A 16265-nucleotide genomic window follows, 5' to 3' on the forward strand; every position below is an offset into this window, starting at 1 on the left:
CGCTGTTCAGACAGCCGGTCCGCTGTGCCTCGACATGCACGGACCCAGTCGACGTCACCCGAGCTTGATGCCCTCGTAGCCGCCAGCGGCGATCGCGTCGACCTTGGCCCGGTAGCGGGGCGCTCCGCCGAAATAGGCCTGGTAGCGCACGCTGCCCTCTTGGTGGCCGGCAACGTTGGAGTTGTAGCCGGTGAACCAGCCCTTGCTGCGTCGGAACAGCATTCGCTCATGGGCACGGATGACCTCGTTCACCCACTCCTGCTCGGCCTCGAGTTTCGCCTCGACCCTGCTGTAGCCGTTCTCGAGTGCATAGGTCACCAAGTCGGTGACCCAATCCACTCCGGTCTCGATCGCCCTGGGGAAGTTCGTCGACCCGGACACGCTCTGGGGTCCGGCCACCATGAACAGGTTGGGGAACCCGTGCGACAGCACGCCGAGGTACGTGCTGGGTCCGTCCCGCCAGCGCTCGCCGAGCGAGGCACCGTCGACCCCGAGAATCTCCACGCGGTCATACGCTCCGGTGATGGCGTCGAACCCGGTGGCATAGACGATCAGATCGAGGTCGTAGTGAGCGCCGCTGGTCTGGATGCCAGACCGTGTGAAGTGCTCGATCGGCGTCTCGCGCAGATCGACCAACTCCACGTTGGGACGGTTGTAGGCCTCGAAGTAGTGGGTTTCCAACGGCAGGCGCTGGAGCCCGAAGCCATGGTCTGTCGGGATCAGCTTCTCAGCCACGGCGGGATCGTCGACCCGGCCGCGAACACGGTCGGCGATGTAGTCGGACAATTCCCGATTTGCAGACTCATCGAAGAAGATCTCCGCGAAGTTCGCGGCCAGGATGGCGAAGCCAGACTGCGAGTAGAGCTCATCCCAGAAGGCGCGGCGCTCGGCCGCGCTCATGTCCCAGAATCCCCACCGTGGCACATGCTCGAAGCCGCCGGGCGAGGCCGCGCAGTTGGCGAAGATCTCGTCGTAGCGCCCCCGGATCTCGTCCATCTCGTCGTCGTTGATCGGCGAGTTGTTGAGCGGGGTGCTCCAGTTGGGCCGGCGCTGGAACACCTTGAGCTCCGCAACCACCTCAGCGATCTCGGCGATCACCTGGATGCCCGTCGCCCCGGTGCCGATGACGCCGACCCGCCGCCCCTCCAGCGCGACCGGCTCGGCAGGCCAGAAGAAGGTGTGGAATGCGTCGCCCTCGAATGCGTCCATGCCTTCGTAGCTCGGCAGCGTCGGTGCCGACAGGGGGCCGAGGCTGGTGATGACGAAGCGCGCCGTATGCGAACTGCCGTCGCTGAGCCGCAGATGCCAGTGCCGGGCGCTGTCGTCCCACGCCATCCGCTCGACCCTCGAACCGAAGCGCATATGGCGACGAAGGTCGAACTTGTCGACCACGAAATTCAGATAGCGCAGATTCTCCGGCTGAGACGAGAAGCGCTCCTTCCAGTGCCACTCGTCGAGCACCTCCTTCGAGAAGGAGTACCCGTACGTGTAGCTCTCGGAGTCGAACCGGCAGCCCGGGTAGCGATTGCGGTACCACGTGCCGCCGAGGTCATCTTCGCCCTCGATGACGACAGCGTCGATGCCGAGATCGACCAGCCGCTTGATCTGGTAGATGCCGGACACGCCGGCGCCCAGCACCACGACATCGCTGTGCCGCGCACGGTTCATTGATCAGTCCGCTGCCGCAGGCTCGAAGCCGACTTCCTTGCCGCGGTTGATGCTCACCCAATCGCGTGCCTCGAGGTACGGCCTGAAGGTGTCGAAGATCTTCTTCTCGTCGCGCGGCATGTGCTGGATCTCGTACAGGTGCGGGAATTCCAGCCAGCCGATGACGAGTTCCCACATGCGCAGCGCTGCTTCGCCAGCTGGCGGGTCGAGCAGCACGGGTCCGAAGATCGCCGTGTCGCCGAAGTACAGGGTGGGCACGCCGAAGCCGCCCGAATCGATGACCCGTTGGTGCTCGGCCTTGATCTCGTCGTGGGTGCTCTGGTCGTCGATGGAAAGCTCGACGATGCCAGGATCGGCACCGATCTGTTCGAGCAGGTGCCGGGCCACGTCGGGATTGTGGGGACGGTTGCCGTCCACATGGAGGGCCTCGCCCGACACCGCGTACCACTGGTCGAGCAGGTCCATCGATTCGCGCCGCAGGATCGCGCCGATGCGCATCATCGACCAGCCGTAGCTCCAGTCGCGCTCCCAGGGATGTTTCTTGCCCTCGCGCAGGTTCACCTCTTCGAGACTGAAGAACTTCCAGTTCACGGTCAGCCCGAGCTGGTCGCGCACGTCACGCATCCAGATGGAGGTCTGGTACGCCCACGGGCACATCACGTCGAAGTGAAAGTCAACCTCGGTGGGGCCGTCGTAGGTCTCAGGAGTGATGGTCATGAGATCACCGCTCAGCCGCGGCCGTGGCGCAGCAGGCGGCCCGGGGTTGCGCCGGTGCATTCGCCGGATTCGAAGGTGACCTCGCCGTTGACGATGATCTGGTCGTAGCCCTTGGCACGCTGCACCCGGCGCCATTCGCCGCCCGGCAGGTCGTGCTCGACGTTGCCGATCCACGGCGGGTCGATCTCGAGCTCTTCCATGTCGTAGACCACCACGTCGGCGGCGGCGCCCTCGCGCAGCGTGCCCCGATCCTTGAAGCCGGCAGCATGGGCGGCCAGCGCCGAGAGACGGTAGTGCGCTTCCTCCAGTGTCACGGTGCCTTCGTCGCGCACCAGCCACGTCAGGAAGTCGGTGGTATAGGAGCCGCCGCTGAAGAACTTGGTGTGCGCGCCGCCATCGGAGACACCGGGGATGGCATACGGCGACTGCATCATCTCGCCCATGAACTCAGCGTTCGAGCCCTTGTCGGGCCCCAGGAACTCCACGTTGAGATCGCCCTGCAGGGACAGGTCCAGCATGACCTCGACGGGGTGCTTGCCTTGTTCTTCGGCGAGATCACCGACGGAGCGGCCCACGTACTGCTGCATATCAGCCTGGCGATTGACGCCCTGGACGACTAGGCCCTTGGGGTTGCCGCCCACGCCTGCCTGGATCACCTGCAGCCGGCGGTCGGCTTCCTCAGCCTCGTCCACCAGCGCCTTGCGCAGCTCCGGATCGGACATCTTTTCGATCTTCTCCTCCTTGGAGCCCGTGGTGACCGCTCGCCAGGCGGGGGAGGCGTCGTAGAGGTTCCAGTGCTCGAGCGTGAAGGCGAAACCTGCGCGCCCGGTGCCGCACTGTGCGTAGATCGGCAGGTCTTGGTTCCAGCACTTGTCGATCCAGCGCAGCGGCCGGCGATGCACCTCGGGATCCTTGCGGGCGGGCGCTACCACGTTGTGCAGGATCGGCCGCTGGGCGGCGCCCGCGAGCACCTCGAGGAACTTGATGTCGGCCCGGATATCGCCGGTGCCCTGGGTGATCTGGATGAAGCCCTCGTCCCGCTCGGCCAGCACGCGCGCCAGGTTCAGGATGTCCTCGTCGCACATGATGTCGGTGACCATGGGGGAGCCGTCGAAGTCGGCCTGCACGCTGTCTGGGCCGAGGCGCTGGATGGAGAAGCCGCAGAGCCCCGCATCCATGCCCTCGTGCAGGAGGCGGGCCATCTCCTTGCGCTCGGCTTCGGAAGCCGGCTCGCCCGCCTTGGCCTTGTCGAGGCCCATGACGTAGGTCATCAGCGATGCCGTGGGCATGTACTGGATGACGTTGACGCCTTTGGGGGCACGGTCCAGCGAGTCCAAGTACTCGGGGATGGTCTCCCAGTCCCAGTCCATACCCAGTCTCATCGACTCATAGGGGATCGCCTCGGTACGAGTCATGGTGAGCATGGAACGGTCGCGAAACTCGGGCTTGACCGGGGCGAAGCCGAACCCGCAATTGCCGAGCACCACCGAGGTCACCCCGTGGTAGCCCGAGATGGTGCACCACGGATCCCAGCGAATCTGGGCGTCGTAGTGGGTGTGCAGGTCGACAAAGCCGGGTGCCACGATCTTGCCGGCGGCGTCGATCACCCGTTTCGAGGCTCCCTGCGGCCGGCCGCCGAGCTGGGCCACCTTGCCGTCGCGGATCCAGACGTCGCCCTTGTAGCGAGGCACCCGGGTGCCGTCGACGACCGTCCCGTCCTTGATGTGAATGTCGAACTCAGCGCTCATGGCATGCCCCCGTACTGCTCGGCGTGATCTGACCGCGCCGGTTGCAACTGAGCCCAGCGCCCGTGCAACCGTCTCTTCACGCTACCCGTCCCGCTCCAGGCCTGCCGGGACGCTGACAGCTCTCAGCGTGTGCCAAGCCATAGGCTCCCGCCTCGTTTGCCGACCCCCCCAAGGCAATGCGACTTCTCTCCAGACATCTCAAGCTCGTCACTCTCGTCACGGCGTGCGCCGTCACGGGTCTCCTTCTCGCGCTGATGCTGGGCGTCGGCCGCGCGCCGGACACCGGCACCTGGTCGCCCCAGGTGAGCCCATCCGCGCCCGCCGCCGCCCAGTCGTCGACGACCGGAAGCCCGACTGCTCTCCGCAGCCCGCTGACAGCGCCGCCGGTCATCATCACCACCGGAACCGAGCCGGCGTCACCTCGCAGGGAGGGAGTCGAAACCAATGTGGTCGGCGAGCATCCCAACCTGCCGGCCTCGCCCGTTGCGACTGCCGACAAACTCGTCGAACCGGGTCAGCAGTTCCGTCGCACGGTGGCTCCGGGAGTGTCATTGGCCTGCGATCGCTACAGATCTCAGGTGCAGAAGGTAGGGGACTGGGATCCCGACGTCGTCCTCGCGTTGATGTGGCGAGAGTCACGCTGTACTGAACACCTGGTGTCGGTGACCAACGACTGGGGGCTCCTGCAACTCAACGCAACCTGCTGGGCGGGCAAGGGCATCGACCGGCTTCCCGACATCGGCCGTTTGCCCGACAACATCACTGCGCCAGAACTGCGCTGCGACGGGATCACAACAGCCACCCCGGCGGCACAATGGTGCTTTCATGCCAAGGAAGAAGGAAGACGCACAGGACGTCGACCGTCTTCTCCATGCGATCCATGGCTGCAACCGGACACCAACCTCCAGGTCGCGTACGACATATGGCTCATCCGAGGATGGCAGCCCTGGTGCTTCGATGACAGGAGCCGGGCTTCACCAGCCTGCGAAGCCGCCGCCGATGCACCTGGTCCGCCACCGGTCACGGGCTAGCCGCAGCAGGCATCCAGACAACGGGGTCGGAGCCGGGCCGCACGGTACGCAATACCGTCGAATCGATTCGACTTGACATAATCTCTATTATCGGCGTTCTTGGCGCCGATAATGATTCAGCCTTCGGCGACGGCCACGGCAGGGTGCTTTAGATGTCGAGGGCGTGGCCGTAGCTGCTGCTGTGTGCGACGATGAAGGTCCTGCGTGGGTCGACCGCCGCGCCCATCATCACTTCGAATGCCTCCTGCGCTGCTCGCGCATCACCGACGGTGATCTGGCGCAGCACTCGCGTCTCGGGGTTGAGCGTGGTCTCGAACAGCTCGTCGTCGTCCATCTCGCCGAGGCCCTTGAATCGAGTCAGCCGGTAACGCCGGCCGGCGCTGTCCAACTCGGCGATGAGCGCGTCCCGCTCTGCCTCTGAGTACACGAATCGCTTCTCCTGCCCGATCGTGAAGGCGTGTGTCGGCGGCTGGGCTGCGAACACTCGTCCTGCATCGAGCAGCGGGCGCATGTAGTGGTACACGAGCGTGAGCACCAAGCAGCGAATGTGGCTGCCGTCGACATCGGCGTCGGCCAGCATCACGACGCGGCTGTAGCGGATCTGGTCCGCATCGAACTCGAGCCCGGAGCCGCCGCCCACTGCAGTGAACAGCGCCGCTGCCTCAGCGTTGTCCAGCACCGCCTTCGCTGTTCCCTTGCCCGCGTTGACCACCTTGCCGCGCAATGGCAGCACCGCCTGCCATGCGCTGTCACGCGCCCGCTTGGCCGGCCCGGCCGCGGAATCGCCCTCCACGATCAGCAATTCGCCCCCAGGATGCAGCCGGCAATCGGCCAGCTTGGCCGGCATGCCTCCCGATCCCAGCGCTGCTGCCTTGCGCCGTTCGTCAAGAGCGCGGCGAGTGGTCACCCGGTTCACCACGGCGTTGGAGATCTTGTCGAGCACCGCCTTCACGTGGATCCGCTTGCTCGATGCCGAAGTGCCGGAGAACCAGTCGCGCAAGCCGTCGCGAACGATGTTGTTGACGATGCGCTGCACCGGGGGCGTCCCGAGCTCGCGCTTGGTCTGACCCCGAAACTGGGGTTCGGGGAACGTCACCCGGACCACCGCCACGAGGCCCTCCTGCGCATCCTCGCGCTGGGCGCGGGCGTCATCTCGCAGGCGCCGCAGTTTGCGCAGATCGGCGTCAGCGAGCGCCCCGTTCACAGCAGTCGTGAGCGCCCGTTCGAAACCCGCCACATGAGTACCTCCGTCGGGCGTGGGAATGGTGTTGACGAAGCTCACGATGCGGGCGTCGAACGAAGCACACCAGCGCATCGCCACATCCACCTCGCAATGACGGGTGACCTCGGTGAGCTGACCGTCCACCGGCACCTGCTCGGTGAACTCGTCGGTGCCGCGTAAATCGATGAGGCCGCCAACCGGCTCGGCATCGTCCCGCAACTGCTCGACGAAATCGGCCAAGCCACCCGACGACATCAACTCCTCGGACTCGATCGGCTCCTGACGGCGGTCGGTCAGGGAGAACTTGACCTTGGGCACGAGAAAGCACGTCTGCTTCACGCGCTCGCGCACCTCGGCGTAGCTGATCGATGCGTCAGCGTCGAACACATTGGCATCGGGCCAGAAGCGCACTCTCGTGCCGGTTCGCTTCGGTGACACCTTGCCCACGACCTTGAGCGAGTGACCTCGCCGGAAGCGCCGAGCAGCGTCGGTGTTGCCTGCCTCACGATCCCGAAACTCCAGCCGGTGGGTGCGGCCATTGCGGTCGACTTCGACCTCCATGCGCGATGACAGCGCGTTGACCACCGAAGCGCCCACGCCGTGCAAGCCTCCCGACGCGCCGTACGCGCCGTTGCCGAACTTGCCCCCGGCATGCAGCTCGGTGAACACCACTTCCAGCGCCGTCACGTCGCCTTCTTTGACGTCGACGGGAATGCCGCGGCCCCGGTCGGCGACCTCGTAGGAACCATCACCGTGGAAGGTGACCTCGATCAGCTTGCCGTGCCCCGCAGCCGCCTCGTCCACGGCGTTGTCGATGATCTCCCACAGCAGATGGGTGAGCCCGCCAGAACCGGTACCGCCGATGTACATGCCGGGTCGCTTGCGGACCGCTTCGAGACCTTCCAGCACCTCGATGGCGTCTGCGTCGTACACGCCCGTTCCCGCCGCTGCGGACGGCGCTCTCGGTCGGCTGGGCCCGTCGTCGGCTGTGGGATCGATGGTGGTCATGCTCATGCGAACCGATCCTGACCGAGAGCGACGATTCTGGGGCCTGCCCGCCGGGCCCGCAGGTTCCGCTTGGTGGGCACCAACTCTGGGCGCACTGGCGTGGGGTCGGGCCGCTTCGGATCGCCGTCGGCAGCCACGATGGCGGCGATCTGGCGATCCACGCCGACCCACGCGTAGGCAACGCATGTCTCGAAACCGCCGAAGCGCACGGTTGGCGAACCTGCCGTGCCTCGGCCCTGAGCGGGCACCTCGGACATGTCGGTCACTTTGAGCGTGCCTTCATCAGTGACCGCAGCCACCAGCGAACCGAACGCGACCTGCGCCGCGGTCAGCACCGTGGCTCCTGCAGCGAGCTTCATGGCGTTCACTCCCCCGGCGTTCGGTCCCTTGGGAGCGAACGCGTCGCACGCCGTGCGCAGCACGTGACCGGTGGAGGACACCACCGCCAGCTCGGACCCGTCAGGTGCCTCGAACGCGGCCACGAGCCGGTCGCGGTCGCGCAGCGTCATGGCTGAAGCTCCGTCGCGGCGCGCCAGCAGCTCGGCTGCATCGACGCGCTTGCCGGTGCCGCTGCGAGTCACCAGCGCGACGGGACCCGCACTGGTCTCTGCGGCAAGCAACGCCACAATCCGTTCGCCCCTCGACATGTCGAACATCTCGCTCTGAGGCGCTCCCCTGCTGCCGCGCGCCATCTCGGGAATCATCCGCACATCCACCGTGAGCAGTCGCGCCCGATCGGTGAGAGCAGTCACCGTTTCGAGGTCGGACACGGTGACTTCGGTCGCCAACACATCGTGGCGGCCGGGCTTGGCTGCGAGGGGGTCTTCGGCGTGACGACGCCCGAGCAAGCCCGAAGTCGACAGCGTCACCGTGCTCACACCAGCGACTGCCACTCCCCCACCAGCCACTCCTGCCAGCGCTCCCCCGCTGGATGAGCCGCCGTTGGCTGCCTGGGCGGCCTCTTCAGTCAGCCGTGCTGCTTCGGTGTCGACCTCCGCACGTTCCACCAGCTTGCTGCGGCGGGGCACCCCGAACTGCTCGACCAGTTCGTCCAGCTCAGTGGCGACGATCTGGCGACGGCGTTCGTCAGATTCCAGAATGGCGAGATACGACGCGATGGCTGCACGCAGCTCGTCTAGCTCGTCTCGCAGCTTCTGCGTCTCCAAGGCAGTCAGCCGCCGCAGTTGCATGTCGAGAATGTGGTTGGCCTGCACCTCGGTCAGGCTCAGCCGCTCGATCAGCCCGATCCGGGCATCTCCCACGTCGGCCGAACCCCGGATGATGGCAATCACCGTGTCGATGGCGTCGAGCGCGATGAGCAGGCCCTCCACGATGTGCTCGCGTTCGCGCGCCCGATCCAGCCGATGCTGTGTTCGGCGCACGATGACGTCGAGCCGGTGGGCGATGTAGTGCTCGCACAGCTCCCGGATGCCCAGCGTTTGCGGCACTCCACCAACCAAGGCCACGTTGTTGATGCCGAACGACTCCTCCAACGGCGTTCGGCGCCACAGCTCGGCCAGCACCTGCTGGGGGTTTGCGTGCGGTTTGCATTCGATCACCAGCCGCAGCCCGCTGGTACGGCCCGACAGATCGTTCACGTCGCTGACCTGGTCGAGCTGGCCAGCCTTGGCGAGCTCCCGGATCTTGGCGAGCACCCGCTCGGGTCCCACCATGTACGGCAGTTCAGTCACCACAATGGCCTGCCTGGTCGCTGTCAACCGTTCAAAGTGCACCGTGGCTCGGATTCGCACCGCGCCACGTCCGGTCTCGTAGGCCTCGGCAAGCTGCTCGTCCCACACCACCCTGCCGCCCGTGGGGAAATCGGGCCCCGGCAACACCTCCATGAGCGTCTGGATGCCCGGGCGGCGCTGGGGGCGGCGCAGCACCAGCTTGATGGCCTCGGCAACCTCGGCCAAATTGTGGGGCGCCATATTCGTCGCCATACCCACGGCTATGCCGCTGGCACCGTTCACCAGCAGGTTCGGCAGCAGCGCCGGCAGGCAGGTGGGTTCGGTGCGCTCGCCGTCGAAGTTCGGGGCGAACTCCACGGTGTTCTCGTCGATGCCTGCAGCCATTGTCATTGCCGTACCGCGCAGCCGTGCCTCGGTGTACCGGTAGGCAGCAGGCGGGTCGTCGAGGCTGCCGAAGTTGCCCTTCGGCTCGACCAGCGGCACCGACATGGCGAAGTCCTGGCCCATGCGCACCATCGCCTCGTAGATCGCGCTGTCGCCGTGGGGGTGGTACTTGCCCATCACCTCGCCCACGACCCCAGCCGACTTGCGGAACGGCGTGCCTGGCCGCAACCCCAGATCGTCCATCACGTAGAGGATCCGCCGCTGCACCGGCTTGAGGCCGTCGCGGACGTCGGGGATGGCCCGCGCCGTCGTGACCGACAGCGCGTACGGCATGAACGAGTCACGCATCTCGTCTGCGACGTCGATCTCGTGGATCTCGCGTGCGATCGTCGTCGGTGCGGTCGGTCCGGCCATGGTCGGAGGCCCTTTCAGGGACTGGAGGAGTTGCAGGGCGAGAGCGGGTGTGCGCGCGCCAGCAATGCCGGGTTGCAGCAGTCGTCTTGGCGCATCCCAGCGGCTGCTTTCGAGAGTACGACGCCGGTCAACCCGCCTCAGGGAACTTTCCGGTTGCCCCAATGATCGGGCGCTCGCGGATGTCTCGGTGCGCGCCGTCGTGGTGCCGCCAAAGTGAAGGCACGCCACTAGCCTGCCGCGAGTGTTGGTGAAGGCGCCGTGAGCCGTCGCCTCGAAGTCGAGTTGACCAGCCGGCGTGACGACGGCTCGTGGACATGGCGCGCTGCAGGCGCAAAACAGCCGAAGGGTGTGCTCGATGGCGACTTGCTGCCGGCAGGCGCCGGCGAAGGCGACGTGCTGCGCGTCGACGCCGAGTTCGAGGTCGACGGCATCTTCGTCACAGAGGTGCTCCCGCCCAAAGCCCGCAGCGGTAAACCCCCTGCCGAGCGCATCGAGCTGATCGGCCCGCCGGATCGAGGTGCTGGAACGACAACGACCAGGGTGAGCCGCGGTCGTGACGGCCGCAAGAGCAGCGGCGGCGGTGAGCGGGGTCGTGGCCGCAGCGGCGAACGAGATCCACGAGGATCCCGGCGGAAACGCCAGGGAGAACGCCGGAATCGCGATGGTGCCGCTGACTCAAGCGGGGACAAGCCACAGCATCGCAAGCGGCGCGAGGGCGACGGCCGTCGTAGACGTGACAGCGGCAGCAAACGACCGGCGCAAGATGCCAAGGCCGAGAAAAAGCCCGACACGCCCGAACGCCCCCCGCGCCCCAAGGCGCGCAAGCTCCGCCCAGGGCGCAAGCACCGGGATGCGCTTATCGCCTCGCTGCCGGCCGAGCAGCAGGTCGTGGCGGAACAAGTGGTGCGCGGCGGCCTCGCTGCCGTGCGTACCGAGATCACCGAGCAGAACCGCAAGGCGGCTGCAGAAGGTGCGCCCGAAGTGCCGGCCGAGGGTGTGCTGCAGCTCGCCGAATCGCTGATCAGGCCAGTGCAGATCGCGGAGTGGCGCGACCGTGCCGATGCCGCCATCGCCGGCATCGAACGGGTCGACCTGCGCGACCTTCGCTCCGTGCTCGTGGCCGCCGAAGACTTCGCCCGCGACGCAGACGCCCGCGAGCTGACCGAGAAGATCAGGGAAGGGCTCAACGAACGCGTCGAGCGCAGTCAGCGTGAATGGCACGACGAGCTGCGGACCACGCTGACCGAAGGACGCGTCGTGCGAGCGCTGCGCCTCAGCTCCCGCCCGCCCAAGGCGGGAGCACCGCTTCCGCCCGAGATCGCTCAGGAACTGACGTCCCAGGCCAACGCCGCGCTGGGCACCGGAGCTTCCCAGCACCGGATCGCCGTCGTGCTCGAAGCGGTGGCCTACTCCCCGGTACGGCCCTACGTGGTGCTGCCTGCCATTCCAGCCGAGCCGAGCGACGAGCTGCTCGAAGCCGTGCGCAAGGTGGCGTCTCGCCTGCCCGAGGTAGCGACCGCCCTCGGCATCGACCCGACCGAGGCGCGCCCGCGCAACCAGTCACGGCGAGGCCGCTCTCGCAGATCCAAGGCTGGGCCAGCTGACACGTCGAACGACGGCGAAGACGTCGCCGAAGACTCAGCCGACGAAGACATGACGGTCTAGGAACTCACGCATCCCGCCTGACAGCGGGACTGCACCTTCCCTGATCTCGTCGAAGCCCACGAAACGAGCGTCGGCCGCGTCGTCACCGGCGACCGGCGTCGCATCGGCCGGGCACTCCACCGCGTAATCCAGGATCACGAAGTGCAGCTGCTCGCTGATGTGCTCGGTGACACCGACAAGTTCGCCGCACCGCACCGCCAGCCCGGTCTCCTCGGCCAGCTCGCGCTCCACCGCATCGCTGAGTCGCTCCCCGGGCTCGACACGTCCCCCCGGGAACGCCCAGAGTCCATCCGCCGGCGGGCGGCCACGGCGCACCAGCAGCACGGAGCTGCCGCGCACCGCAACTCCGCCGACACAAACCTCAGGAACCGGCTCACTCACGGCGATGGGGAGCCGGCTCGCTTGGAGACTCGGCGTCAGGCGCCAGCTTGCGGTGCAGCACCAGCAGACGTGCGGTGAAGCCGAACGTCTCGAAGAAGTTCTTCGTGGCACGGTTGCCCGGCAGCGCCAGCGAGTCGACGCCCACGCAGCCCCGCTCGACGCACCACTGCAGTACCTCACCGATCAGCGCCTCCCCGACGCTGACCTCGCGGGCACCGGGAGCGACATACAGGTCGGCGACGCGCCCCAGCATCTCTCCGGTCTGCAACGGTTCGACGGCGGCAACGGCGTAGCCGACCGGCGTGCCATCGATCTCTCCGATCCACACGGCGCTGTCAGGATGCTCGAGGGCCTCGGTGAGGCTCTCCTCGAACGGCCTCGTTCGCACCTCCCGGCGCGACCAGACCCAGCCGCCGCGCGCGTCAACCTGCTCGGCCACGGCGTCGGCAGCCATCCGCGCGAGCACTCCCACATGCTCACCGTCGGCGGGGCGGGCCACTACGTCCATGCCGAGCATTCCATCAGCCGAGACACCCGGACTCGACCGTCAGGCCGGCTCGGCCGATTGCCGTCGAGCCGTGGCTTCCTCGGCACCCAGGCGTCCCAAGACGCCCTCAGACAGATCCACGTGCGTCAGCATCGCAGCCACCGCTCGGTGCCCTGCGGTCTCGGCAATCTGGCGATACATCTCTGCCACAACCCGCCGGTAGTCCTCGTGCCCTTGCGGTTGTGATCGCAGCTCGATCATGTGCATGGCCTCGCGAGCGTTGAACTGCATGCTGTAGCGCACGCGATAGGCCATCGACACGGCGTACGACGCCTCGAGCGTTCCGACGGCCTCGGCAAGCGTGTCGTACAACTCGGCTGACAGCTCCATCACCTCGTCGTAAGCCTCTCCCCCACCGGCCGCATCCACGAGTGCAGGCACGGAGTACCCGTGCTGCGGGCTCAGCGGTTGCCATTCGATGGTGAGCAGGCGGTGACGCTGCAAGTCGCGGAAGCTGCCGTAGTCGGCGAGCACGTCGAAGCGGTAGTCGAGGCGTTCCAGTGCCCGGCCTGGTCGGTGGCGACGGTTCGTCCGTTCGCCGCTGTATCGCTGCACCAGCTCCATGCGCTCGGCCTCCGTCATCTGGGCCACGCGAGCTGCGATCTGCGATTCTCCCAGCGACGTGTACGGGTACAGCATGGCCGCGAGCATCTTGGCCTCGCCGGAGGGATCCCAGTCGGTCAGCTGGACCTCGGGCACCGGTTCAGGTTCGTCCTCGGCAAACAGATCTGCGGCGAACTCCGACATCGCGATCCGGTTGGCCTCGAGGTAATCCGACCACACAACGCCCCGGTCGAGCTGGTCCACACGCCGCAGGAACGAGGGGATGACTTTGCGCAGCTCGGTCAGCATCAACTGGGCGTAGCTGCGGGCCTCGGGCAGCGGGTGTGCCCGCATCCGCAGCAGAAGCGCTTCGTAGGCCTGCCCGCTGCCGAATATGCCGACGTTGGACAGGCTGGCCGCCGGCAACAGTCCCCTGGAGGCGTCGAATGCCTGCGCCCGGATGGCCCGCCGTCGGGCGAGGTCGCTGCCGCCTGCGGCGCTGGTCGCCGCGTCGGGATGCTCGGTCAGCCAACCGGTCATGCGGCGGACCATGTCGCCGTACGCGTCGAACATGCGGTCTGCGTCGCCGACGAATCGCGTCCCGGCACGCGAGCCCATCACCTCGGGCGGCCGGTGGTACCGGTAGCGACCCTGGACGCGCTCGTCGTAGGCGAGGTAGCGGGTGGACTGTTCGAGGTACGACATCAGCCGCCCTCGTTCGAGGATCTTGGTGAGCAAGTTGGAAGCCTGCTCGCATGCAAGGTGCACGGCTCCGAGCTGCGCTACCGAGTCGTCGCCGTATTCCACGAACACGCGCTGGTACAGCTGCTCGGCGCGGGCGACGCCCACCGTGGCGTCGATGGTCTCATCGCCGGAGATGTCGAGATCGTCCACGAATTCGTCCAGCAGCAGACGACGCAGGCTCTTGTGCGTCCGGGAGTAGCGGGCGAACAGTGCTCCTTTCACCACTTCAGGCAAGTTCACGAGTGCAAAGACCGGCTGGCGCAGGTTCGTGACATAGCGCCGCAGGATGTCCTGCTCGGCAGGCGTGAACGTCTCGGCGGTGTAGTGGATCACCGGATCACCGGCGGGTCGGGTGGGCGGAGACACTGCGCCGATGGTATGGCCCTTGGACCAGCGGCAAGGGGATGTCAGCGGCCGAACAGAGCACTGTCAGCTCAGAACACGATCGCTGCGGCGTCGGGTCGGATTGCGAGGGACAGCTCACGGCATCTGCCGACCATCTCGCCGTCGAGCCACAGTCCGAGCGGCCGATCGAACCGATGCTCCCAGCTCTGCACACGCCGCACGGCGATGGCCGGATGCGGCACGTGAGCGCCCGACCTCAGCCGCCGTCGGGCCAGCACCCGTTGGGCTGCGCTGAGCGTGGGTTGATCCAGACCAGTGCTGAACACGTGCAGCCGTCCGTCGTTGGGATGGGCTGCGGGTGCCAGTCGCCACATCCCGAGCGATTCGGCACTCATGGCCGCCACGACGGGGCCGCGCCACCATGAGTTGCGCGCGACCGACCCGACGCAAGCCCAGTGCGTCTCGCCGTCAGCAGTTACCTCGATGACGTCGATCGGAGCTGTTCGAGCGATTGCGGAACGCAAGCGATCCGCACCGCCTGCTGGCCGGCCGACCACCGACCAGAGGTCACCGCCGACCACGCCGACCGGCGTCGTTGGAGCGTCACCGGCGCACTGGGAGCTGATCAGCCGGCGCAACTCGGCATTGCTGCTGGCGATCGGCGCACCGTCGGGCAACGTCGCAGCAGACCCCCACGGCTGGCTGCGCCGTACGGTCACGTGAGCCTGCGAGTGCGTGTCACCACCGGCGACGACACGAAGCCGTCTCCAGCCGCTGCGGTGACGGAACCTCCCACCCGGCTATCGGAGACTCGGGCCGCCGCAGCGACCACACCGCGGTCGAGTGCCGAACAGGCATCCGTTGCTGTGCGCCGCGTGCGCTGCTGGGGGGCCACGCCTGCGATCCGGTCGACGAGATCGATGAGCTGCCGCATCTGCCGGACGAAGTCTCCGCCGGAGGGCATCTGGTCGCCCGCTGCTTCGCCGTGCCACAGGTCGGTGTATGCCGTCCCGCCGGCCCAAGCGTGGGCAACTGCGAAGAACGACGCATCGGGCGGACGCGACGGCACCACGCTGTGCTGTCGCTCAGTCGTGTTGATCTGCGACGCCAATTCGAACATGTGGGCTGCCCGCTCACGGGAGTCGTTGTCGGGATAGCGGGGCTGCGGCGGCGGTTGGCTGCTGCGATGTTCGTAGGTCAGCACCGACACCAAGCCGGCCAGTTGAGCGGGAGCCACGCCGTCGAAAACGCCGTCGCGCAAGCACAGCACGGTCAGCAGATCACACTCATGGAACACAGCCTTCAGGCAGTCGCCGGTTGCGGTCAGCGACCAGCCGTCGGCGCAGCCGAAGATGTTCAGCACCTCATTGGTGGCGTCGAGCTGACGGGACAGCCCTCCCTTGGCCAGCTTGATCCGATCCTTCAGACGGCTCACCCGTGCTCCCACGCGCTCGGCGTGGCGCTCCGCGTCGACGAGAGCCCGGTCCGTCCGGCGGTCGGCCGGTTTGCCTCTCCGGTGCCGACCCGAGCCCGATGACCTCCCGCGTGCCGGTGCATGCGACTGCGAACGGCCACGGCCGCCGCCCATCGACCGCAGCCGAGCGCGGGCCTCGCGCAATGCCCTGCGCTCCTCCTCGAGCTCCGCGGTCCACTGGCCGACCCGGCGATCAGCCCGCCATTGGGCGAACGACCGCTGCAACAGCTCGACTGCCTCGTCGTGCGTGCGACCGGCGATGAGGTTGGCAACCATGTTGTACGTCGGCCGGAATGACGACTCCAGCTCGAAATCACCGCTCGCAACCAGGCGCGCCGTCTCGCCGAACGCCGTCTGCGGATGCCACAGCGTGTACGCGTAACCCGTCTCATCGATGCCGCGACGACCTGCACGACCGGTGAGCTGGGTGTACTCGCCCGGTGTCAGCAACGCGAAGCCCTCTCCCCGGAAGCGGCTGAGCTGGGAGATCACCACCGAGCGGGCAGGCATGTTCACGCCCACCGCCAGCGTTTCCGTTGCGAACACCACCGCCAGCAGTCCGGCGGAGAAGCACTCCTCGATGGCCTCCTTGAAGACCGGTATCAGGCCTGCGTGATGAGCCGCGACACCGGCCGTGAGCTGCTCCAGCCACTCGTCGTAGCGGAGCGCGTCGAGGTCGCTCC

General features: G+C 67.1%; 12 protein-coding genes. 2 read left to right on the plus strand and 10 right to left on the minus strand.

The annotated features are described in order from the left end of the window. Nucleotides 1-54: 54 nt before the first annotated feature. The 3 genes from VI480_RS12840 to VI480_RS12850 are packed head-to-tail and all read right to left on the minus strand — an operon-like array spanning nucleotide 55 to nucleotide 4133. Nucleotides 55-1668 carry an NAD(P)/FAD-dependent oxidoreductase gene (locus tag VI480_RS12840; protein WP_323673248.1) on the minus strand — a complete coding sequence of 538 codons (1614 nt, stop codon included), beginning with the start codon at nucleotides 1666-1668 and terminating at the stop codon, nucleotides 55-57. 3 nt (nucleotides 1669-1671) lie between these two features. Beyond that, nucleotides 1672-2385 (minus strand): DsbA family protein, encoded by a 714-nt coding sequence (locus VI480_RS12845; protein WP_323673249.1) that lies wholly within the window; start codon nucleotides 2383-2385, stop codon nucleotides 1672-1674. Nucleotides 2386-2396: 11 nt separating this feature from the next. Beyond that, nucleotides 2397-4133 carry an N-acyl-D-amino-acid deacylase family protein gene (locus VI480_RS12850; protein WP_323673250.1) on the minus strand — a complete coding sequence of 579 codons (1737 nt, stop codon included), beginning with the start codon at nucleotides 4131-4133 and terminating at the stop codon, nucleotides 2397-2399. A gap of 302 nt (nucleotides 4134-4435) precedes the next feature. Between VI480_RS12850 and VI480_RS12855 the strand changes: the two genes are divergently transcribed. Further along, nucleotides 4436-5164: a hypothetical protein gene (locus tag VI480_RS12855; RefSeq protein WP_323673251.1), complete on the plus strand. Its 729-nt coding sequence runs from the start codon at nucleotides 4436-4438 to the stop codon at nucleotides 5162-5164. Between the two features lie 148 nt (nucleotides 5165-5312). On the opposite strand, the gene VI480_RS12860 is transcribed toward VI480_RS12855, so the two are convergent. Continuing rightward, nucleotides 5313-7400 carry a DNA topoisomerase IV subunit B gene (locus VI480_RS12860; protein WP_323673252.1) on the minus strand — a complete coding sequence of 696 codons (2088 nt, stop codon included), beginning with the start codon at nucleotides 7398-7400 and terminating at the stop codon, nucleotides 5313-5315. Beyond that, a complete protein-coding gene (locus VI480_RS12865) occupies nucleotides 7397-9883 on the minus strand; it encodes a DNA topoisomerase (ATP-hydrolyzing) (protein WP_323673253.1) in 2487 nt (828 codons plus the stop codon). Before VI480_RS12865 ends, VI480_RS12860 begins: the two co-directional genes overlap by 4 nt. Nucleotides 9884-10141: 258 nt before the next feature. On the opposite strand from VI480_RS12865, the gene VI480_RS12870 reads away from it, so the two are divergent. Then, complete coding sequence (locus VI480_RS12870) at nucleotides 10142-11548, plus strand: hypothetical protein (RefSeq protein WP_323673254.1); 1407 nt, start codon at nucleotides 10142-10144, stop codon at nucleotides 11546-11548. Here the strand turns inward: VI480_RS12870 and VI480_RS12875 are convergent. The 5 genes from VI480_RS12875 to VI480_RS12895 all read right to left on the minus strand — a co-directional run. Continuing rightward, nucleotides 11522-11929 (minus strand): NUDIX hydrolase, encoded by a 408-nt coding sequence (locus VI480_RS12875; RefSeq protein ID WP_416246693.1) that lies wholly within the window; start codon nucleotides 11927-11929, stop codon nucleotides 11522-11524. The two genes, VI480_RS12870 and VI480_RS12875, sit on opposite strands and share 27 nt — an antisense overlap. Next, entirely contained in the window at nucleotides 11922-12437 is a 516-nt protein-coding gene (locus tag VI480_RS12880) for a GNAT family N-acetyltransferase (RefSeq protein ID WP_323673256.1), read from the minus strand. The genes VI480_RS12875 and VI480_RS12880 overlap by 8 nt, the downstream gene beginning before the upstream one ends. Nucleotides 12438-12476: 39 nt before the next feature. Continuing rightward, nucleotides 12477-14129, minus strand: coding sequence for an FAD-dependent thymidylate synthase (locus tag VI480_RS12885; protein WP_323673257.1), 1653 nt, complete (start codon nucleotides 14127-14129; stop codon nucleotides 12477-12479). Between the two features lie 68 nt (nucleotides 14130-14197). Next, on the minus strand, nucleotides 14198-14827 hold the full coding sequence (locus VI480_RS12890) for a hypothetical protein (protein ID WP_323673258.1): 630 nt from the start codon (nucleotides 14825-14827) through the stop codon (nucleotides 14198-14200). After that, a partial coding sequence (locus VI480_RS12895; protein ID WP_323673259.1) for a helicase-related protein occupies nucleotides 14824-16265 on the minus strand: 1442 nt, incomplete at its 5' end. The genes VI480_RS12890 and VI480_RS12895, both read right to left, overlap by 4 nt.

Origin of the sequence: Candidatus Poriferisodalis multihospitum (assembly GCF_028283155.1) — a bacterium.
Lineage (GTDB): Bacteria > Actinomycetota > Acidimicrobiia > Acidimicrobiales > Poriferisodalaceae > Poriferisodalis > Poriferisodalis multihospitum.